The organism is Aeromonas sp. 603404 (genome assembly GCF_049171775.1).
GTDB lineage: Bacteria > Pseudomonadota > Gammaproteobacteria > Enterobacterales > Aeromonadaceae > Aeromonas > Aeromonas veronii_A.
In genome coordinates this window covers 28,066-47,388 of sequence record NZ_JAAKPE010000018.1, presented here as the reverse complement: position 1 = coordinate 47,388, position 19,323 = coordinate 28,066, and the positions used below count along the sequence as shown (strand labels likewise).

At 61.9% G+C, this 19,323-nt stretch carries 17 protein-coding genes; 4 read left to right on the top strand and 13 right to left on the bottom strand.

Annotation, left to right across the window (positions count from 1 at the left end; all coding sequences use genetic code 11):
• Positions 1 to 112 precede the first annotated feature (112 nt).
• The 8 genes from G5306_RS18960 to G5306_RS18925 all read right to left on the bottom strand — a co-directional run bounded on the left by G5306_RS18960 (position 113) and on the right by G5306_RS18925 (position 10,280).
• A complete protein-coding gene (locus G5306_RS18960) occupies positions 113 to 2,872 on the bottom strand; it encodes a collagenase (RefSeq protein WP_421313466.1) in 2,760 nt (919 codons plus the stop codon).
• 218 nt (positions 2,873 to 3,090) lie between these two features.
• A complete protein-coding gene (menE, locus tag G5306_RS18955) occupies positions 3,091 to 4,518 on the bottom strand; it encodes an o-succinylbenzoate--CoA ligase (protein ID WP_421313477.1) in 1,428 nt (475 codons plus the stop codon).
• A gap of 1 nt (position 4,519) precedes the next feature.
• The gene (gene menC / locus G5306_RS18950; RefSeq protein WP_421223866.1) at positions 4,520 to 5,440 is read right to left on the bottom strand and encodes an o-succinylbenzoate synthase; all 921 of its coding nucleotides are present in this window, start codon (positions 5,438 to 5,440) and stop codon (positions 4,520 to 4,522) included.
• Positions 5,440 to 6,300: a 1,4-dihydroxy-2-naphthoyl-CoA synthase gene (gene menB, locus G5306_RS18945; protein ID WP_005363149.1), complete on the bottom strand. Its 861-nt coding sequence runs from the start codon at positions 6,298 to 6,300 to the stop codon at positions 5,440 to 5,442. The genes menC and menB overlap by 1 nt, the downstream gene beginning before the upstream one ends.
• Entirely contained in the window at positions 6,293 to 6,418 is a 126-nt protein-coding gene (locus G5306_RS18940; RefSeq protein WP_265177226.1) for a hypothetical protein, read from the bottom strand. Before G5306_RS18940 ends, menB begins: the two co-directional genes overlap by 8 nt.
• Positions 6,411 to 7,208 carry a 2-succinyl-6-hydroxy-2,4-cyclohexadiene-1-carboxylate synthase gene (menH, locus tag G5306_RS18935; protein WP_421223864.1) on the bottom strand — a complete coding sequence of 266 codons (798 nt, stop codon included), beginning with the start codon at positions 7,206 to 7,208 and terminating at the stop codon, positions 6,411 to 6,413. Before menH ends, G5306_RS18940 begins: the two co-directional genes overlap by 8 nt.
• Positions 7,168 to 8,925: a 2-succinyl-5-enolpyruvyl-6-hydroxy-3-cyclohexene-1-carboxylic-acid synthase gene (menD, locus tag G5306_RS18930; RefSeq protein ID WP_421313463.1), complete on the bottom strand. Its 1,758-nt coding sequence runs from the start codon at positions 8,923 to 8,925 to the stop codon at positions 7,168 to 7,170. Before menD ends, menH begins: the two co-directional genes overlap by 41 nt.
• A 32-nt stretch (positions 8,926 to 8,957) precedes the next feature.
• Positions 8,958 to 10,280, bottom strand: a complete 1,323-nt coding sequence (locus G5306_RS18925) for an isochorismate synthase (RefSeq protein ID WP_421313461.1) — start codon at positions 10,278 to 10,280, stop codon at positions 8,958 to 8,960.
• Positions 10,281 to 10,488: 208 nt separating this feature from the next.
• Here G5306_RS18925 and G5306_RS18920 point away from each other — a divergent pair, with 208 nt between their 5' ends.
• Positions 10,489 to 11,394 carry a 1,4-dihydroxy-2-naphthoate polyprenyltransferase gene (locus tag G5306_RS18920; protein WP_421313459.1) on the top strand — a complete coding sequence of 302 codons (906 nt, stop codon included), beginning with the start codon at positions 10,489 to 10,491 and terminating at the stop codon, positions 11,392 to 11,394.
• 73 nt (positions 11,395 to 11,467) lie between these two features.
• On the opposite strand, the gene G5306_RS18915 is transcribed toward G5306_RS18920, so the two are convergent.
• Entirely contained in the window at positions 11,468 to 12,862 is a 1,395-nt protein-coding gene (locus tag G5306_RS18915) for a PepSY-associated TM helix domain-containing protein (protein ID WP_421313457.1), read from the bottom strand.
• Between the two features lie 268 nt (positions 12,863 to 13,130).
• On the opposite strand from G5306_RS18915, the gene G5306_RS18910 reads away from it, so the two are divergent.
• On the top strand, positions 13,131 to 13,538 hold the full coding sequence (locus tag G5306_RS18910; protein ID WP_216960697.1) for a hypothetical protein: 408 nt from the start codon (positions 13,131 to 13,133) through the stop codon (positions 13,536 to 13,538).
• A 26-nt stretch (positions 13,539 to 13,564) separates the two neighbouring features.
• On the opposite strand, the gene G5306_RS18905 is transcribed toward G5306_RS18910, so the two are convergent.
• Both G5306_RS18905 and dbpA read right to left on the bottom strand, forming a co-directional pair.
• Positions 13,565 to 13,855, bottom strand: coding sequence for a YkgJ family cysteine cluster protein (locus G5306_RS18905; protein WP_005341481.1), 291 nt, complete (start codon positions 13,853 to 13,855; stop codon positions 13,565 to 13,567).
• An 89-nt stretch (positions 13,856 to 13,944) separates the two neighbouring features.
• A complete protein-coding gene (gene dbpA / locus G5306_RS18900) occupies positions 13,945 to 15,324 on the bottom strand; it encodes an ATP-dependent RNA helicase DbpA (protein WP_421313455.1) in 1,380 nt (459 codons plus the stop codon).
• Between the two features lie 543 nt (positions 15,325 to 15,867).
• Between dbpA and G5306_RS18895 the strand changes: the two genes are divergently transcribed.
• Positions 15,868 to 17,073 (top strand): NupC/NupG family nucleoside CNT transporter, encoded by a 1,206-nt coding sequence (locus G5306_RS18895; protein WP_216952829.1) that lies wholly within the window; start codon positions 15,868 to 15,870, stop codon positions 17,071 to 17,073.
• 64 nt (positions 17,074 to 17,137) lie between these two features.
• Here the strand turns inward: G5306_RS18895 and G5306_RS18890 are convergent, their stop codons facing one another.
• Both G5306_RS18890 and G5306_RS18885 read right to left on the bottom strand, forming a co-directional pair.
• Positions 17,138 to 17,638: a metal-dependent hydrolase gene (locus tag G5306_RS18890; protein WP_139408794.1), complete on the bottom strand. Its 501-nt coding sequence runs from the start codon at positions 17,636 to 17,638 to the stop codon at positions 17,138 to 17,140.
• A 125-nt stretch (positions 17,639 to 17,763) separates the two neighbouring features.
• A complete protein-coding gene (locus tag G5306_RS18885; protein ID WP_421313453.1) occupies positions 17,764 to 18,213 on the bottom strand; it encodes a YaiI/YqxD family protein in 450 nt (149 codons plus the stop codon).
• A 140-nt stretch (positions 18,214 to 18,353) separates the two neighbouring features.
• Between G5306_RS18885 and zntB the strand changes: the two genes are divergently transcribed.
• A complete protein-coding gene (gene zntB / locus G5306_RS18880) occupies positions 18,354 to 19,319 on the top strand; it encodes a zinc transporter ZntB (RefSeq protein ID WP_162506411.1) in 966 nt (321 codons plus the stop codon).
• Positions 19,320 to 19,323: the final 4 nt, after the last annotated feature.

Below are 19,323 nucleotides of genomic sequence, written 5' to 3'. Positions count from 1 at the left end.
TGATAACGGGTGGGCGCCTCATTCGGGCAGAGGTTGTCGCAGCAGAGGCCGGGAGAGCGGGAGGATAAAGCGAGGGGCTGCGGTGGCAGCCCCTCTGTTGGGTGAAGGTTTATCAGTGGGCGGAGTCGTTACCCTTGCAGGCGTCTGACTCCTTGTTGGCTTGCCACCAGGGCAGCAGATCCCGGGCGAGCCACGCCTGATAGGCGTCGCTGTCGTTGGCGATCAGGCGGTCCAGCTCCCCTTCGAAGTCGCTCATCGCCTGCTGCCGATCCGGATTGCGCAGCGCCTGTGCCAGCGCCAGCCAGCTGGCGCCGCGACCGGTGTCGTTAAGGAAGCGGTGCACGGTATAGGACCAGGAGTAGACCATCTCGCCACCCTGGTCGTAGTCAAGGTGGAGGATCGCCGCCAGTGTCGGGCGCTGGTTGGCGGGGCGGTTTGCCACGTTATCCAGACCCCGGGCAAAGCACTGGCCGTGGGCGATGTACTCTGCAATCCCCTCGGCCCACCAGGTGGTGCGGTTGAGCGGATAGTGGCCGAAGCTGCCGTACTGGTTGAAGCGGCCATCCAGATAGTGAACGTACTCGTGGCGCAGGTTCCACACCTGGAAGGCGGGGCGTTTCCACTCTGCCTCATAGGCGAAGAAGCGGGCCTGATTGCCGGGGCGAGCCGGATCCCCCTCGATATAGATGCCGCCATTGTCGGTAGAGACGCCAAACAGCGCGCTGCCGTAGCGGCCCCAGTCGGCGGAGGAGTTGAAGATCACCAGCTCCAGCGCCTCGTTGTGATCATCGGCCACCGGTTGCCAGCCTGTCTCCATCTGCTGGTGGAAGCGCTGCTCTTCATCACCCAGCTCGCGGCAGATCCCTTCGGCCTGAGCCAAGGTCAGATCCTGGGCGCGCAGACGCAGGGTGGGCGAGCAGGTGTGCTCGAACGGCAGAATATCTTCCATGCGGATCGGGGTACAAAGCCCGACAAACTCGCCGCTGACACAGGCTTCGCTGGTGCGATCCGTGTAGGTGAGGTAGTAGCTGGAGAGGGTCAGGGAGACCTCTTCCAGCATGGCGGCAGGATGTTGGCCACCCGGGATCAGCCCCTGCTGGCGCATGATGGCGATGACATCGCGATCCAGCTGTTGGCGATAGGCGATCGCCTTATCCGGGCTGGTGTGATGGAGGTAGCGCATCATCTGGTAGAGACGGCTGTGGGCATCGAGGATGTTGTTGAAGATAAACAGATCCCGTGAGCCATCGCGCTGTTTCCAGAGGGCCAGCTCGCTCAGGCCCAGTTGCAGCAGGCTCTGGCGCAATGCCGCCTCCTGTTGCAGCACAGCTGCGCTGAAGTCAGCCTGCTGACCGTAAGAGGCGCTCTGATCGACCAGATTGAGCAGCTCGAACAGGCCATCGGCCCAGGGTTTGTGGCCATTGAGCTGCGCCGCATGTTGCACCGCATAGCCGAGCGCCTGGTTGAGCTGGGCCAGCATGGGGGCGGCACTCTGGCGGAAGGCGGCTTGGCCAAGTTGTCCCTGCGCCGCTACGCTCCAGGCTTCCAGCACTGTGCCAGCCTGATCTTGCGGTTCAGCTCCCAGCAGCAGGGGATGGTTAAGCAGATCAATCATCACCCCGGCCAGAGCCCGGGCGGCCTGATCACTCTCTTTGCCAACGCCGCCGTGGTAGTTATGGGCGCGCACATAGTAGAGCAGCTTGTCCATTGCCGGGTGGGTCGGCTGGTTGGCCGCCAGCAGGGCACGCATGCCGCGAACCACCGCCATCAGCTTGGCGTCATCGTGGCCGTAATCCGCCTGCCAGGCAGGGCTGTTCTGGCCGCTCACGTCGGCCACCAGTTTGGCGGCATCGCTGTCGAGCAGATCCACATCGGGTTGCTCTGGCTCGGAGCAGAGACGACCGTTGGCGCGGCGGCACTCCAGCTGCTCCTCCTTGCTGGCCAGCACGATGGGGCGATTGAGCACCCGGCTCTCCTGCCACGCTTTGCTCTCTGGCAGGGGTTGCCACTCACCGCCAGCGACCGGGTATTGGTAGCCGCTATCTTGCAACGTTACCTGAACCTCGCTGCCAGCGGGGATCACCTGACGACAGATGCGATAGCGGATGGTGTTGCTCCCCTCCTTGCGCTCCTGCGGCTCATCACACTCCTGCTGAGGTGTGAGCTGATCCAGCTGCCACTGATAGCGGCGCCAGACGTGGATCTCGCTGACCTGAGCGGCAGCCTGACTACCTGCCACCGGTTGCAAACGGAAAAAGATCTGCTCCAACCGGCCATCCCGCTCACTCGGGGTCTCTTCAAGTACCTGCAACTGCTGCCAATCCTGCGGCTGATAGTGCCACTCCGACTCTGCGCAGCGGCCTTGTGCGTTGAGTTCGCAGCGATCCAGCTCCCTTTCGCTCTGACCCAGGATGATGGCTTGTGGCAGCGGCAGACGATCCTGCCGCTGGGCGGTCGGCGTGCCCGCCAGCTGCTCCCAGCGACCCTGCTTGAGGCCATAACCAAAGTCATAACTGCTGGCGGGAATGAGCTTGCCCGCCGGAATCCGATCTTCACAGCGCACGAAGCGGATCTGCCAGCCCGCATCTACCTTGAGCTGCGGCTCGCCACACTGCTGCTCGGCCAGTGCGGCGAGATCGCTGCTCTGCCAGTCGAAGCGACGGTAGACCCTAAGCTGCTGGTAAGGAGCATTGCTGCTGCGCGCCTTGAGCTCGTAGGTGATCTCGGTGATGCGTGCGGCCAGTTGCCGGCTCGATTCGCCAGTCAGCTGATATTGTCGCCAGTCATTGGGGGAGTAGTTGGCTTGCGCCGAGGATGTCGCCAAAAGCAGGGGGCCTGCCAGCAGCATCCACCCGGTACCTGAACGGTTCATTTTTATCCCTTTGTTCTTGTTTGTGTATTGTCTTGCGAGTAATCGCAAGGCAATTTAAACAGTTCCAAAGGGATATCAATTGCCAATTAAAAATCAGATAAATCAATAAGATGGTGACTTTTTTAGTCTGATCGAATTATCGTGGGTTGGCGCCGCAGTAAGGACTCACATGTTTCTTTTTTGTTTTCAAAGAAGATCGGTAAATTGTGAGTCCGATCTCATTCAGCTTGTCGTGCCCGAGTGGTCTGTTGTCGGGCTACCTTGCCCAGCAGTTGGCGAGAGGGCTTGAGATTGCCGCCAAGATCGGGCCAGGGGAGCCAGTGGTCGGGCACCATAAAGCCGGGCAGGGTGCTGCGGATCCAGGCTGCCAGTTCGGAGTCGGGAACCGGCTCACCGTGCCAGTCGATAAAGGCGGCGGGGCGTTGGCCCCACTCGTCGCTCGGCACCGGCACCACCAGTGCCTGGGCGACAGCGGGGTGATCCACCAGTCGCTGCTCTATGGTCTCGGGCTGGATGTTTTCGCCACCCGAGATAAAGAGGTTATCGAGCCGTCCCTCTACCAGCAGTTCCCCTGCCGCAGTGAACCTCCCCTTGTCGCGGGTATGAAACCAGCCTTCGTCATCGAGAGGCAGTTCCAGCTCTCCATCTCGGTAGTAACCGGCAAACAGGGTGGCGCCGCGCACGCAGATCTCCTGCTCCCTGATGCACACTTCCCGCCCCGGTAGCGGTTTGCCAACTACGCCTGCATCGCCGGGGATAGCGGTGCAGACCTGACTGCCCATCTCGGAGAGACCATAACTCACCTTGGGTTCGAGCCCCATGGCGCAGAGGCGGCTCACCAGCGGCTGCGGGATGGCGGCGCCACCGAGCAGCAGCTCGCGCAGGCGGGTACGGGCGGGATCAAAGCTCTCTGCCAGCAGGCGCCAGAGTTGGGTTGGTACCAGCGAGAGATGGGTAATGGGTTGCTGTTCAAGCCGCGCCTTGAGCGGCTGACTGCGATCGTCCAGCACCAACGTGGCGCCCGCCAGAAAGACCCGAAACAGGATGGCGTAGCCGCCGACATGGAACAGCGGCAGGGAGAGCAGCCAGCCGCAGGCCTCATCAAGGGGAATAAGGGTGGCAGAGCCGCGTGCAGAGGCCAGGTGGTTGCAGAGCAGGTGCACCACAGCTTTCGGCGTGCCGCTGGAGCCCGAGGTGAGGATCATGTTGTTGAGCTGGGTCGATTCCAGCGGCCACGCTTCCTCGCTTGCCAGCAGTTCGTGCGTGAAGTCGAACTGCAAGGGCTGCCAGTTGCCTGCCGGGATCTCCCCTGCCGACCAGAAGGCATCGGCATCGAGTTGTACCGCCAGCTCACGCTGCTTTTCGAGAGGAAAGGCGGGATTGAGCGGGCAGAACACCACGCCGCTGCGCACGCAGGCCCACGCCAGCAGCACATCTTCCAGCGCACCGCGCACCACCGCCGCCAGATGAGCACCACGACGCACTCCGGCTTGTTCCAGCTGTTGGCACAGGCTGTTGAGGCGGGCATCGAGCTGGCGATAATTGAGGGGCGAGGCGGTGTGGATGGCAATGCGGTTCGGGGCTGTGATTGCCCGGTGGCGTACCGGGCACGGTGTCTGTTCGGATGAGCGGGAGGGGTCAATCACGTTAATACAGTTGCTCCAGTCGGCTAAGATCCGGTTTGCCATCTTCCCCCAGCAGATTGCCCGCCATCCAGCGGCGGGTATCCAGACCCGGCGCCTGCTCGGGAGCCCATTCGCCCGCCAGATGAAAGAGCTGGTTCAGGCCCAGATCCGATTCGAAGCAGGAGGAGATGATCACCTTGAGCCGCAGTTCGCGGGCGCGGGCGATCAGCGCTTCGCAGTTGGCGAGTGAACCGAGCAGGGTAGGCTTGAGCACCAGCGCGCGCAGTTGCGGGATCGGCTCCCACGGCTTGCCTTGTGCCAGCAGCTCGTCCAGCGCCACCGGCATGCCGGTGCGGTTGGCGACAAAGGCGATGTCGGCAAAGTCGGCGCAAGGGTCTTCCAGATACTCGATGCGATTCGGGTCGAGGTGGCCGCAGAAGGTCCACGCCTCCTCGCGAGTCCAGCCCTGGTTGGCATCCAGTACCAGCTTGAGGGAGGGGAGGCGATCGCACAGCAGGCGGATCAGTGCCAGCTCGTCACGCATCGGGTAGCGCGCCACCTTCAGCTTGGCCTTGCCGGGCGTGCGGTGCAGCCACTCTTTCCAGTTGCGCAGCAGCTCCTGGGGGGAGCCTTGAATGAGGGGATAGGGTTCCGGCAGCGGGTTGCGCTGCTCGGGCCATGTCCGGCGCGCGCAGTCGAGGCCAAATTGCACCGACGGCAGCACAGGGGTCGGGGTGTCGCCGGCGGCCAGGGCCGCCAGCGCGGCAAGGGCTTCTGCCTCTGCCTGTTGCAGGCTCTCTTTCGAGAAGCCGGGCAGGGGGGCGATTTCCCCCCAGCCGTCGTTGATGCGCACCAACAGCCCCTCTCGCGCCACCTCCACCTTGCCGTGAAAGGTCAGTGGCTGGGTAAAAGGCAGTTGATAGCGATACAGGGCGAGTGTCATCAGGGGTTCCGCTTGTATTTGGAGAAGTCTGGGCGACGCTTTTCGTTGAAGGCGTTGCGGCCTTCCTGACCCTCTTCGGTCATGTAGAAGAGCATGGTGGCATTGCCCGCGAGCTCCTGCAAGCCCGCCTGACCATCACAGTCAGCGTTGAGCGCCGCTTTCAGGCAACGCAGCGCCATCGGGCTGTTTTGCAGCATTTCACGGCACCAGCGCACAGTTTCGCGCTCCAGTTCAGCCAGCGGCACAACAGTGTTGACCAGACCCATGTCGAGGGCTTGCCGGGCATCGTACATGCGGCAGAGGAACCAGATTTCGCGGGCTTTCTTCTGGCCGACGATGCGAGCCATGTAGGAAGCACCCCAACCGCCGTCGAAGGAGCCTACTTTCGGGCCGGTCTGGCCAAACTGGGCGTTGTCGGCGGCGATGGTCAGGTCACACATCATGTGCAGCACGTGGCCGCCACCGACCGCGTAACCGGCCACCATGGCAACCACAGGTTTCGGACAGGTGCGGATGTCGCGCTGGAAGTCGAGCACGTTGAGGTGGTGAGTCCCCTCGTCATCCCGGTATCCACCGTAGTCGCCACGGATCTTCTGGTCGCCGCCAGCGCAGAAGGCTTTCTCGCCAAAACCGGTCAGGATGATGGTGCCGATCTGATCGTCATAACGGGCATCGGCCAGCGCCTGCAGCATCTCTTTGACGGTACGGGGACGGAAGGCGTTGCGCACCTGGGGACGGTTGATGGTGATCTTGGCAATGCCATCGTTGGACTTGTGATAGAGGATGTCCTCGTAACCGGCGGAGCAATCTTGCCACTCAACCGGAGCGTACAGTTCCGCTTCCGTCATTGCTTCAATCATGGTTTTTTCCTTCTGATCTGGGAGAGTGCAGTTGAGCACCGAGTTGAACACAGAGTTGAGCAATCCCGGCATGTTGAACAGGTGCATACAGTTCAGCTTCCGTCATTGCTTCAATCATGACTCGTCTCTTCTTGTTGGTTGACCCACTCCGCGAGGAGTCGGGCAAAGTTATCAGGCTGATGGGCGTGCAGATTATGGCCGCCATCCAGCACCAAGTGGTTGATTCTGCGATCCTGGTTCGCCAGCTGGCAAGCCAGCTGATGGAATTTGTGATCCCGCTTGCCACTCACATAAGTAACCGGCAGCTGGCTAGCCATGAGCCAGGGGGCGAGATCCGGCTGCTTGCCTAGCGAGGTGGCGCGCAGCATGGTGGCGATGCCCTGACCGTCGTTGCCAAGGCGGCGGGCGATCTGGCGGGCCCGGGCCGCGTCGTCGAGATCGGCAAACACCCCTTGCCGGTACCAGTCTGCCAGCACGTCAGCCAGGGGCTCCTGCTCGAAGCGCCGCGCCCACTGTTCATCGTGCTGGATGCGGGCGGCCCGTTCACTGGCCGGTAACCCCGGGTGGCAGTTCTCCAGCAGCAGCCCCCGCAGCCCGGCGGGCTCACGGCTGGCGTGATAGAGGGCCAGTCGCCCCCCCAGCGAGTAACCCGCCAGCAGATAGCGTTCAATATTGCGGCTGGCCAGCTCGGCAACCAGCCACTGGTGGCTCTGTTCAAAGTCGCTGACGTTGAGAGCGCTATGCTGGCCGTGACCCGGCAGATCGAGGGCAATGCAGTGGATGGCGGGCATCCGGTCGATCACCGGTTGCCAGTCGCCGCCATCCCCCAGCAGGCCGTGCAGCAGCACCAGCGGCACATTGGCATCTTTATTTACCACGGATGGCGGCCCCCAGCGCCTTGAGATCATCGGCCACCTGCTCGCTCGGTACCCGGATCTCGATCAAGGTAACGCCATGTTGGAGGGCGGCGCTGTAATCGCGTTCGAACTCGGGCAGGGTGGTCGGCGCCCGATAGGCGAGGCCAAACATGGCGGCAGCATGTTCAAAGCTGAGGCCGTGGGGCAGCCGGTAGTAGCTCTCCAGCAGCTCCCCTTCGGTGGGCACCGGCAACATACGAAAGATGCTGCCGCCATCGTTGTTGAGCAGGATCACCACCAGCGGTCGACTCGCCTTGCTGAGCAGGGCGAGGCTATTGAGATCGTGCAGGGCGCTGAGATCCCCAAGCAGCAGGGTGGTAGGCTCATCACTGTCCTGCTCGATTGATTGGGCAAACCCGTAGGCGGTGGCGATCAGGCCATCGATGCCGGAGGCGCCACGGTTGGTCATCACCCGGCTCGGCCCCTTGCCCGTTTCGCCGAGCATATCCATCAGTCGGGCGGGCATGCTGTTGCCGACAAAAAGTTGGCCTTCGATCAGGCGGTTGAGGCGATGGCTGACCCCAAGCTCGGAGAAGTGCTCGCAGGCAGCGGCGATCTGCTGGCTGGCGTTGTGTTGCAGCTCGGCCAATGTGTGCCAAGGGGCTTGTGTGGTGACCGGATGGGCCGCAGCAAAGGCGCTGGCACTGCAGAGCAGCCGGTTGCGCAGCCGGTAGTCGGGATCGAGCCGCGCCGGTTGCGGATCCACCAGCCAGTAATCCTGCCATGAATGGTGTTTGATGAACTGGCCAAGCCGCTTGGAAACAAGCCGCGCGCCAAATTGCAGCAGCACCTCGGCGCGACCCAGCTCGGCGACGAATTCAGGGTCGTTGAGCGCCATATCCATGTGGATGAGGTTGCGGCTGTCGAAGCGGATCTGGCTCTGCAGATCCGCCAGCAGCGGCCAGCCAAGTTGCTCTGCCAGTTCGGCGACCACTTGTGCCTGTTCGGTGTCAGTGATCCTGCCGGCGACAATAATGCCGCGCTGTTGCCGAAAGGTTTCCCACTCCGCCTGAGGGGGGCAGGTCGGCTCGTTTTGCTGCCACGGGCTCCATGGCTTGCGCGAGTTGAGCCAGTCACCGAGGGGGGCCAGATAGTCGGAGAAATCCTGATAGTGCTCGCCCGGGTAGAGGGGCTCGGGGTACATGCAGTTGAAGTGCACCACCCCGGGGGTGAGCACCTGCTTGGCCAAGGCTTGGTCCACCGAGCTCAGCACGAAGGCGGCCGGGATGGTGGCGGTGGGGCTCGGCAGGTTCTGCTGATAGACGGGGTAGCGGCCGAAGATCCCCTGCTGGTCGATGGCCTGGTTGGCCCCGTTGTCGATGAGCTCGGGCGGCCGGTCGGCCGAGAGGATGATGAGCGGCACGCCGGTGAGCTGGGCCTCTGCCACGGCGGGCCAGAGGTTGGCCACCGCAGTACCCGAGGTCATGATCACCGCCACCGGCCGGTTGCTCCCCTTGGCCAGCCCGAGCGCCATAAAGCCGAGACCGCGCTCGTCAAAGTGCAGGTGACGACGAAAGCCCTGATGGGCCGCGGCCGCCATGGTCAGCGGCGCGGAGCGGGAGCCGGGGGCCAGCGCGATGTCGCGCACCCCGAGGCGAAAGAGCTCCTCCAGCAAGAGGGAGGACCAGACGTGGTTGAAGGTGGCGTGCTGGCTCGAAAACGGTGTGCAGGCAAACTCTTCGCTGGCAGGCTCTTTACGGGTGGGCATAGGGGCTCTCGTAGCGTGAAAAGGGTGAATGACTATCCCAGCAGGGAGAGCACATTGGCGATCTTGTTGTCGAGTTCGGCCCACTCGGCGACAGGCTCGGAACCGGCGACAATGCCGGCACCGGCAAACAGGGTGACGCTGCCCGGCTGAATGCGGGCGCTGCGAATGGCGACCGAGAACTCGGAAGTCTCCCGACTCAGCATGCCGCAGGCACCGGCGTACCAGCCCCGATCGTAGGGTTCGAACTCGCGAATAAAGGTGAGCGCTGCCTCGCGCGGAGCGCCGCCCACCGCCGGCGTCGGGTGGAGGGCGTCGAGCAACTGCCAGTCGCAGACCCCGGGCTTGAGCTCGGCTTCGATATCGCACTTGAGATGCTGCAGCAGCCGCAGTTTGAGAATGCGCGGCTCTGTCAGGGTGGCATCGTGGGTCAGTGGCGCCAGACGGCTGAGGATGTCGGCATGTACCAGCCGGTTCTCCAGCCGGTTCTTGCTGTCGGCCAGCAGCTCGGCGGCAAGTTGGGCATCGACCTCTTCATCGCCGGAGCGGCGGATGGTGCCCGCCAGCGCCTCGGTAAAGAGGTGGCGATCTTCCCGGCGGTAGAGCCGCTCGGGAGAACAGGCGATAAAAGCCTGCTCGGGAGAGAATTGAAAACCGAAGTGGAAGCAGTCTTGGGCGTGGCGGGCCCACTGGTCGAGCATGGCCCAGGGATTGATGTCTGCATCATGGTTCGGACTGGTCAGCAGGCTCTCCCGCGACAGCACCACCTTGGGAGTGTGGGCCTGAAAATCGGAGGCGGTGACGCGCTCCACCAGCGTCTGCCACTGGGCGGGGCCGGGGCAATCCTGTCGCTGCCAGGGCTGCTTTTGCAGGGCGGGCAGCGGGGCTTCCGGGCGCAGGGTATCGAGGGCGACTTCGGCCGCCTGCAGTTCGGCCTCGAGATTGTTTTCTTCCAGCCAGAGGTTGAGGCAGAGACTGACGCACTCACCACGGCGCACCAGCTCGATGCGAGGCAGCACGAAACGGCAGGGGCCAAACCCTTGCCAGCCGGATTGGGCCGGATCGAACGCCAGTCCGCCATAGTAGCGGGGGCTGTCGTCATGATGCTGGTTGGCTGTGTTAGTACACACCTGCTTGATGGCGTGCGGCTCGGTCAGTTCATGGATGGCGCCCAGCGCGACATACTCGGGACGAGCCTCTCCACGGGCCTGCCAGTAGATGCGGGGATAGAGGGTTTGCGCCGCGAGCCAGCCCAGAAAGGAGCGGATTTCGATCGCCACTCTCAACCGTACGAAGCCGCTGACGTTGCTGTGACGCAGGGCGTCCAGTTGTTGCTTGATATGGGTCTGAGCCAACATGGATTCTTGTCTGAGCCGGGTAGTAACGAGCGATCCGGTAGCTGGATGCCGTAGGTTTATGCCAAAGGGCGATGATTTCCTATATATTATCTGCCCATTCGTCCATGTAAATCGCCCGCGGGAGCTTCACTCTCCGGGGCCAAGTATACCCAAATCCGGTTCGATAACCCTTAACACGATCAATATCCGATTGTTTGGCCATCACAAAATGACAAATACCTTCTCTGTTTGGTTGCTGGCGGCGCGTTTGCGAACATTGCCGCTCGCCTGCTCTTCCATCCTGCTGGGCTCGGGGCTGGCTGCCAGTCGTGGTGCCTTCGATGGCACCATCATGGCGCTCTCTCTGCTGACCGCCATCCTGCTGCAGATCCTCTCCAATCTGGCCAACGATTACGGCGATGCGGTCTCCGGCGCCGACAACGGCGAGCGGATCGGCCCGCAGCGGGCGGTGGTCTCCGGCCTTATCACCAAAAAGCAGATGTGCGTGGCGATGGGGATGACCGCGCTGGCGGCGGTGGCCAGTGGCCTGCTGCTGCTCGGCTGCGCCTTCGGCGGCCAGTGGCTGCAGATTTTGGCATTTGTAGTGCTGGGTGGTGCGGCCATTGTTGCGGCGGTGACCTACACGGTCGGCAAGACTCCCTACGGCTATCGCGGGTTTGGCGATATCTCGGTGTTCTTATTCTTCGGCCTGCTCGGGGTGCTCGGCTCCTACTACCTCTTCACCAAGACGCTGGAGTGGGATCTGCTGCTGCCCGCCACCGCTTGTGGCCTGCTGGCCACCGCCGTGCTCAATATCAACAATGTGCGCGACATCGAGACCGACGCCGCCAGCGGCAAGATCACCCTGGCGGTGCGCCTTGGCCGCAACCGCGCCATCGCCTATCAGTGGGTGTTGCTGGGGGCGGCGCTGCTGGCCACCATCGCCTTTATCCTGATCCAGCCCGCCAGTTTCTGGCCGTGGATCTTCCTGCCCGCCATGAAGCCTCTCAGCGATGCGGCCAAGACTCTTCGCGAAAGCTACGATGGCGAGGTGCTGACCGGTTCCCTCAAGAAGACCGCCATCAGCGCCTTTCTGTTCAGCCTGCTGCTCTCCATCGGGTTGGCGCTATCCTGACGGGGGGCGCAAACGCCAAGGCGAACAATGAAAAGGGCTCCCGAGATGGGAGCCCTTTTTGGTTTTGGCCGGTTTAGCTGGCGCGCGCCACCTTGAGCGTGCGGCGGGAGAAGAGCAGGGTATCCAGCAGCCAGATGGCGACCATGGAGGCGCCGACCAGCGGGAAGGCGATCCCCAGCAAAATGAGCAGGGCGATGGCACCGCGCATCGGCGGGAGTTTGGCAGGCAGTGGCGACGCGGCGAGACGGCCCTGCGGACGGCGGCACCACCAGATCCACAGACCACTCACGGCGCTGGCCAGCACCATCAGGCAGATGGTCAGCATGGCCAGCTGATGGGGCCAGCCGTAGAGCTTGCCCATGTGCAGCATGACGCCGCTCTCCACCGTCTTGGCAACCGTGCCGTAATCCTGCCAGCGCACATCGGCCAGCACCTTGCCGCTGTATTGATCGATATGCAGGGTGGCGTCGTTGCGTGGATCGTCGGCAAACAGGGCGATGGTGTAGACGCCGGTGGTGCCGACCGGCGGGGTGATGCTGTACCCCGGACTCACCTTCCGGGCAGTGGCGATATCCACCACCTGTTGCAGCGGGATCCGCTGGCTGGCCATCACCACTCCCTCATGCTCGCCGTGGTTCATGGCACCGTGATCGTGCCCCTCATCGACCGGCTGCGAGCTGGGCATGGGGGTGTTCTCCACCGCCCAGGGAACGGTCTGCTCATGGGCTTGATTCAGGCTGCGGGCCAGCGGTGCCGATTTGGGCGCCTCGTTCCACATGGCGGCGGGGAAGCGGTTCCAGACCGCAGCAAACTGATCGCCCCAGAAACCGGTCCAGGTCATGCCGCTCAGCAGCAATAGCAGCAGGAAACCGGCTCCCCAGAAGCCGACCACTGCGTGCAGATCCCGCCACCAAAGGCGTCCGCGCTGGTTCACTCTGGGCCAGAGGATGCCGCCCACCCCGGGCCCCTTGCGTGGCCACCAGAGGTAGAGGCCGCTCAGCAGCAGTACCAGCCCCCAGCCTGCCGCCAGTTCGATCAGCCTGTCCCCCGTGGTGCCGAGCAGCAGGTCGGCGTGCAGGGAGCGAGCCACCGCTTGCAGATTCCACTTGTTGTCCATGGTGCCGAGCAGGGCGCCGCTGGCGGGATCGAGGAACAGGGTCAGCTCGCGATCCCCCTGATTGACGATGAACTGGGCGCTCTGATCGGGTGCGACAGGCGGCAGGTATTTACGCAGGCTGGCATCGGGCATGGTCATCATCGCCTTGGCCAGCAGCTGGTCGGCACTCAGGGTCTGGCTGGCGGGGGCGACCTTCATCAGCTCGGGGTACATCAGGTTGTCGAGCTGGGGTTTGAACAGATAGACGATCCCGGTCAGTGACAGCAGGATCAGGAAAGGGGCGACAAAGAGACCGGCGTAGAAGTGCCAGCGCCAGATCCGTTGGTAATGACTCGAGTCCCTGTTTTTCATTGCACATCCTTGTTGGGGTGCCAAACCTTTCGGCAGGTGGAATGTTTGTGGCGGCGCGGATAATAGCAGTAACGTTTCGTTAACTGCAATCACACATCATGAGTTCGGTTCGGTGCGGGATGTCGGTAACATGAGGTGCCGACGGTTTGCTGGATAGGATGAGCACACTTTGGGGAAAGCCAGTTTGCTGCTGGACTTTTCCTTATAAATTATTACCTTGTGGTAACAATTTGCAGGTGATGGTGGTGGTAACGGAATGGGAGCAGTCATGCAGCCACATGGGCAATTTGACATGGAGCGCAGGGGTCAGATGCTGATCTGCCGCCCGAGTGGTCCCTTCAATCTGGCAGGCGCCATGGCCTATGAGGCGCGCTTTCGTCACGAACTGGTCGGTCTGATGGATGGCCCCTGGGGGATTGTCGAGGTCGCGACCGAGTTTGAAGCGGCCGGGCCCGAGGTGCTGGCCCGTTTTCGTCGCCAGTTTGGCTGGTGTGCCGAGAGTGGCTGTCAGTTTCTGGCGGTGGTTTTCGTAGGGGGCTTCAAGCGCTATCTGGCGGATAACATCTTCAAGGGATTGCCCTTTCGGGCGGTACGTTACTTCGAGCAGGAGGCAGCGGCCATCCAGTGGCTGGGGGAGCAGCTCAACACCGCTCCCTGTGAACCTGCGAGCGTTTGACCACCCTTATCCTGACTGGCCTTGGCTCAATCCAGCTTGATAAACCACTTGTCCCGTTCGTCAACGCAGTCGGGTTCACCCATTTCGAATTCCCGGCAGATCAGCGGTCGCACCTCGTAGATACGGCACATCATGGTGTTGCGGTCGAGGGCGGCGCACCAGCCATCGTCCAGCCGGCGCATGACCGGTATCTCGCCATCCCGTTCCAGTACATAACGGTCCGGCACGCCGGTATCGGTAAAGAGCATCACTTCGAGGCGGCAGCAGCAGGCTTCGCAGTTCTGGCAGCTCACATCGGTTTGGATTGCTTGGGTCATGGTGCCTGTCTTGCCGCATGGCGGCATCGGAGATATGAAACAGGCGCCTGTCAGGCGCCTGTGGTCTGGCTAACGGCTTGCAAAGAACCTTAGCCCAGTTTGCGGGCGCGGTAGCTGCGACCCTTGATCTTGCCTTCCTGCAACCGCTTGAGGGCGGCGCTCGCCACGCTGCGCTTCACCGCGACGTAGGAGTACTGTTCGGAGATCTGGATCTTGCCCACATCGGCGCCGGTAATGCCGCCTTCGCCGGTCAGCGCGCCCAGAATGTCACCGGCCCGCACCTTGGTCTTGCGGCCTGCATCGATGGAGAGGGTCACCATCTGCGGGGCGATCGGCTTGATGTCGCGGCCGATGCTGTCGAGATCACCCAGCGGCATCGGAGCCTGCTGGTACTCTTCGATAAAGTTGACGCGCTGGGCTTCGTTCGGCTGATAGAGGCTCAGGGCCAGACCCTGCTGGCCAGCACGACCGGTACGACCGATGCGGTGCACGTGCACTTCCGGATCATAGGTCAGCTCGTAGTTGATGACGGCGCCCAGCTCCTTGATGTCGAGGCCGCGGGCCGCCACATCGGTGGCCACCAGAATGGTGGCGCTGCCGTTGGCAAAGCGCACCAGCACCTGATCCCGCTCGCGCTGTTCCAGATCGCCATTCAGCGCCAGCGCCGAGAAGCCCTTGGCGGCCAGATGGTCGGCCACGTCGTTACAGGCGCGCTTGGTGTTGCAGAACACCACGCAGGAGCTGGGCTGGTAGTGACTCAGCAGCCAGGTGAGGGCGTCGAGGCGCTGACCGGCAGGCACTTCGTAGAGCTTCTGTTCGATGGCGCTCCCCTCGTGCAGGGACTCGACGCTCACCTCGACCGGATTGCGCTGCACGCCGCGGCTCATCTGGGCGATCCCTTCCGGATAGGTGGCGGAGAAGAGCAGGGTCTGGCGCTGCTGGGGGGCATAGCTGATGACCCGGTTGATATCTTCGCCAAAGCCCATGTCCAGCATGCGATCCGCTTCATCCAGCACCAGCGTCTTGAGGCCGGATAGCTCCAGCGTGCCTTGCTCCAGATGCTTGAGAATACGACCCGGGGTACCGACGGCGATGTGGGCACCAAAGCTCAGGGTGGCGGACTGCGGTGCGGTCGGGGTGCCGCCGCACAGGGTCACCAGCTTGACGTTGGGCAGGGCGCGCGCCAGACGACGGATCTCCTGAGCCACCTGATCCGCCAGTTCGCGGGTCGGGCAGAGCACCAGCGCCTGCACTTCGAGGCGGTTGACGTTGAGCTTGGCCAGCAGGCCGAGGCCGAAGGCGGCGGTCTTGCCGCTGCCGGTTTTTGCCTTGGCGATCAGGTCTTTGCCATCGAGCACCAGGGGCAGGCTCTGGGCCTGGATCGGGGTCATCTGCAGGTAACCCAGGCTGGTGAGGTTCTCTTGCAGGGCGGGGGAGAGATTGAGGCTGCTAAATTCGCTGTTGTTCACAAAAGGACTCTATTTCGGAGAAAACGGGGATGCGCGAGCGCTAAGGCCGCGCATCATACCAGAATGTGGCGCCGGATGTGGCGGATTTTTGAACGGCTGGCCACGAGGGGCAATGAAAGGTTCATTTGTTGCCAAACCGACCGCGGACGATCACCGACAATGCGATAAGGACTATTTTTCAAACACTCATCTAATTATTTATCGTGGATAAACGTTTTCTATTTTCAGTATTTTAATATAATGATTGGGAAATATTTCACGAACGGTTACTGCGCCACAGGGAATGTTGCGAAAATGCTGATGAAATATTTTCAAAGAACATGAAAACGGCACCAGCCTTACTCAGTACGATGTTTTTTAAAGGAATTTATATTTCTATGTTGCGCGATTAATATCAGCTCATTGCACAATTAATTTAAAAACGTTTGTATTATCCTGCCTCCATAATATTGCGCGGGATTGTGATGGCTATCTGATTTTTAAATGTGCAAATGTCTATGATGGCGCCGGTCAAAAATTACAATTTACTCAGGTGCTACAGGTATGGAATACGTTCACTTTGTGCTCGGACTGGTGATGGTCCTCGCTCTTTCTCTGCTGGCTAACCGCCACAACTGGAGACAGATCAAGCTGCGTTATATCGGCCAACTGCTGGTGGTCGAGCTGGCGCTGGCCTGGTTCATGTTGAACTCGGAAGTGGGTCTGGCTGTGGTGGGTGGCTTCGCGGCCGGCTTCACCAAGCTGATGGAGTTTGCCAAGCAGGGAACCGACTTTGTATTTGGCGGCATGATGAATGAAGGTTCATTTACCTTCTTCCTGATGGTGTTGATGCCCATCGTCTTCATCTCCGTGTTGATCGGTATTCTGCAGTACATCCGCCTGTTGCCGCTGGTGATCCGCGGTATCGGTACCGTGTTGGCCAAGATCAACGGCATGGGCAAGCTGGAGTCCTTCAACGCCATCAGCTCCATGATCGTCGGTCAATCCGAGAACTTCATCGCGCTCAAGAACATCCTGCCGCACCTGAACGAGAAGCAGATGTACACCCTGGCGGCGACGGCGATGTCCACCGTCTCCATGTCCATCGTCGGTGCCTACATGCAGCTGATCGAGCCGCGTTACGTGGTGGCTGCGCTGGTGCTCAACATGTTCAGCACCTTTGTCGTGCTGTCGCTGATCAACCCCTACGAGCCGGACAATACCGTGACCGATGCCAAGGCGCTGGCCGAGGGCGACGAGCACCATACGCCGAAGAGAGAGAACTTCTTCGAGATGCTGGGCGAGTACATCATGGCCGGTTTTTCCGTGGCCGTTATCGTGGCGGCCATGCTGGTGGGCTTTATCGCCTTGATTGCCCTGGTCAACTACCTGTTCGAGCTGGCGTTTGGTGTCAACTTCCAGTACGTCATGGGCTACCTCTTCTATCCAATCGCCTGGATCCTGGGTATTCCGAGTGGTGAAGCGCTGCAAGCGGGTTCCATCATGGCGACCAAGCTGGTGACCAACGAGTTCGTGGCCATGATGGATCTGGGCAAGATTGCTGCCGAGCTCTCCCCGCGTACCGTCGGCATCCTCTCCATCTTCATGGTCTCTTTCGCCAACTTCAGCTCCATCGGCATCATCGCCGGTGCGGTAAAAGCGCTGAACGAAGAGAAGGGCAACATGGTTTCCCGCTTCGGCCTGAAGCTGGTCTACGGTTCTACCCTGGTCAGCCTGCTCTCTGCCGTTATCGCAGGCATCATGATCTGATCCTTTAGTGGTTCGCACCACTGCTTGGGCCCCTGACCTCGTCAGGGGCTTTTTTGTTTCTGGCTCACAGCCGCCAGCCGCACCACCAGCCGGCGACCAGCAAGGTGAGGGTGCAAAAGCCGGTTTCGATGGCACCGCCGCTGCGCAGCGGCCAGCCCGGCAGGCGGTAACGGCGCTTGATGGGCCAGAAGAGCGGAATGCCCGCCGGGGTGAGCCAGTCCCCCAGCAGATGGCTGAGGTAGCCGACGATCAGCGCATCCTTGACCCCCATGGGCAGGGTGTCCGGCGGCAGGCTCTGGTTCAGCCCCCAGACGGCGGCGACGACCGCCAGCAGACTGTGGGTGAAGCCGCGATGGCCGAACAGCCGCGACAGAGGTTTCGAGATCCACGGCAGGCGCTGCCCCAGCACCGATTTGGGGTGGTCGAGGTCGGGCAACAGGGCGCTGGCCAGCGCGGCAGGGATTGTCTGCCACAGGCTGGCATCGGCCAGCGCCGGAGTGAGCTGCAGTTTGTGGGCGATCAGGGTGCAGGTAACGGAGAAGAGCAGGTGCCCTTGGGCGGTCATGATGATTACGGCGTGGACAAGATGGCGGCGCATCTTACCAGCCTGACGGTTGTGGTCAGCTCTTATTTTAAAAATCAGGATGTTACGGCGAAAAAGCGCCCAAATTGGGCGCCTTTATAGCCTATTTATAACTTGCCTTTGACCAGCCACTTGTCGAGGGCATTGGCAAAACGCTGCTTGTCGGCGGCATTGAAGGGGGCCGGGCCGCCGGTCTGCACCCCGGCCGAGCGCAGCTCTTCCATAAAGTTGCGCATGCCGAGCCGCGCCTTGATGGTCTCGCGGGTGTAGATCTCGCCACGGGGATTGAGCGCCTCGCCACCGGCATCGATCACCCAGGAGGCGAGGGGGATGTCGCCGGTGATCACCAGATCGCCGAGTTGAACCTGCTGGGCGATGACATGATCAGCCACATCGAATCCCTTCTCCACCTGCTGGGTTTTGATGAAGGGCGAGGGGGGCACCCGCAATCCCTGATTGGCCACCAGGGTGGTGACGACCTGGGCGCGGTGGGCGGCGCGGTAGAGGATCTCCTTGACCGGAATGGGGCAGGCATCGGCATCAACCCAGATGGGCATGGCATGGTTTCCTGTAGTGAAAGCGGATGGAAAACGAGAGCGGCCATGTTAACACAGGCCTCCCCTTCCAGGCGCGGGGCTGAGTCGGCCCCGCCTTTGGTGTAAGCTGGGGCCAGCACATGAAACGAGAAGGAGACGAGATGGATCGGGTGCCCGGTGAAGTGATTTATGCCCTGACCCTGGATGGCAAGGGTGGCATGGCGCCGCTGACGGCGGGAAGCGAAGTCCCGGCGGGACATCCCGGCTGGCTGCATCTGGATTACGGCAATCCCGATTCGGCGCGCTGGCTGTTGCAGACCCCCTTGCTCAGCGAGGCGGCCAGGGAGTCGCTGCTCGGCCAGAGCAATCGTCCCAAGCTGGTGCGGATGGGGGAGACGGTGCTGCTGATCCTGCGCGGCATCAACCACAACAAGGATCACAGGCCCGAAGAGATGGTGGCGCTGCGCATCTTCATCACCCCGGATCTCATCATCAGCAGCCGTCGTCGTCCGCTGCTCTCCGAGCAGGATGTCTTCAACCAGCTCAAGCTGGGGGGCGGCGCCGATACCCCGGCCGACTGGCTGGTGGAGATCTGCGATGCCCTGACCGACCGGGCGGGGGAGTTTGTCGAGGAGCTGCACGACAAGATCCTCGATTTGGAGGAGATGGTGCTGATGCGCGACATGCCCGCCAATGGCCGGCTGGCGCTGATCCGCAAGCAGCTCATCATGATCCGTCGTTACCTCTCCCCCCAGCGGGATCTGGTGGCGCGGCTGGCCAACGAGAAGATCAGCTGGCTGGATGAGGATGATCGCCGTCGTCTGCTCGATATCGCCGATCGGCTGCGGCGCTGGCTCGATGACCTCGATGCCGGGGTGGCGCGCACCGCCGTGCTGGCAGACGAGATCAACAATCTGATGGCGGAGGCGACCAACCGCCGCGCCTACCAGATGTCGGTGATGGCACTGCTCTTTTTGCCTGCCAGCTTCCTGACCGGCCTGTTTGGCATCAACCTCGGCGGTATCCCCGGGGCCGAGAATCCGACCGCTTTCTGGGTCTTCTGCGGATCCTTGGTGGCGCTGGCAAGCGGGCTGGCTATCTGGCTCAAACATCGACGCTGGTGGTAAGGAG

Excerpts from the sequence above, each read along its gene's own strand:
- G5306_RS18920 (WP_421313459.1), top strand. The coding sequence starts at position 10,489 with ATGACAAATACCTTCTCTGTTTGGTTGCTGGCGGCGCGTTTGCGAACA.
- G5306_RS18915 (WP_421313457.1), bottom strand. The coding sequence starts at position 12,862 with ATGAAAAACAGGGACTCGAGTCATTACCAACGGATCTGGCGCTGGCAC.
- menC (WP_421223866.1), bottom strand. The coding sequence starts at position 5,440 with ATGACACTCGCCCTGTATCGCTATCAACTGCCTTTTACCCAGCCACTG.
- G5306_RS18885 (WP_421313453.1), bottom strand. The coding sequence starts at position 18,213 with ATGCCCATCTGGGTTGATGCCGATGCCTGCCCCATTCCGGTCAAGGAG.
- G5306_RS18960 (WP_421313466.1), bottom strand. The coding sequence starts at position 2,872 with ATGAACCGTTCAGGTACCGGGTGGATGCTGCTGGCAGGCCCCCTGCTT.
- G5306_RS18940 (WP_265177226.1), bottom strand. The coding sequence starts at position 6,418 with ATGATTGAAGCAATGACGGAAGCTGAACTGTATGCACCTGTTCAACAT.
- menB (WP_005363149.1), bottom strand. The coding sequence starts at position 6,300 with ATGATTGAAGCAATGACGGAAGCGGAACTGTACGCTCCGGTTGAGTGG.
- G5306_RS18890 (WP_139408794.1), bottom strand. The coding sequence starts at position 17,638 with ATGACCGCCCAAGGGCACCTGCTCTTCTCCGTTACCTGCACCCTGATC.
- G5306_RS18925 (WP_421313461.1), bottom strand. The coding sequence starts at position 10,280 with ATGTTGGCTCAGACCCATATCAAGCAACAACTGGACGCCCTGCGTCAC.
- G5306_RS18905 (WP_005341481.1), bottom strand. The coding sequence starts at position 13,855 with ATGACCCAAGCAATCCAAACCGATGTGAGCTGCCAGAACTGCGAAGCC.
- menD (WP_421313463.1), bottom strand. The coding sequence starts at position 8,925 with ATGCCCACCCGTAAAGAGCCTGCCAGCGAAGAGTTTGCCTGCACACCG.
- menH (WP_421223864.1), bottom strand. The coding sequence starts at position 7,208 with ATGATCTCAAGGCGCTGGGGGCCGCCATCCGTGGTAAATAAAGATGCC.
- G5306_RS18910 (WP_216960697.1), top strand. The coding sequence starts at position 13,131 with ATGCAGCCACATGGGCAATTTGACATGGAGCGCAGGGGTCAGATGCTG.
- zntB (WP_162506411.1), top strand. The coding sequence starts at position 18,354 with ATGGATCGGGTGCCCGGTGAAGTGATTTATGCCCTGACCCTGGATGGC.
- G5306_RS18895 (WP_216952829.1), top strand. The coding sequence starts at position 15,868 with ATGGAATACGTTCACTTTGTGCTCGGACTGGTGATGGTCCTCGCTCTT.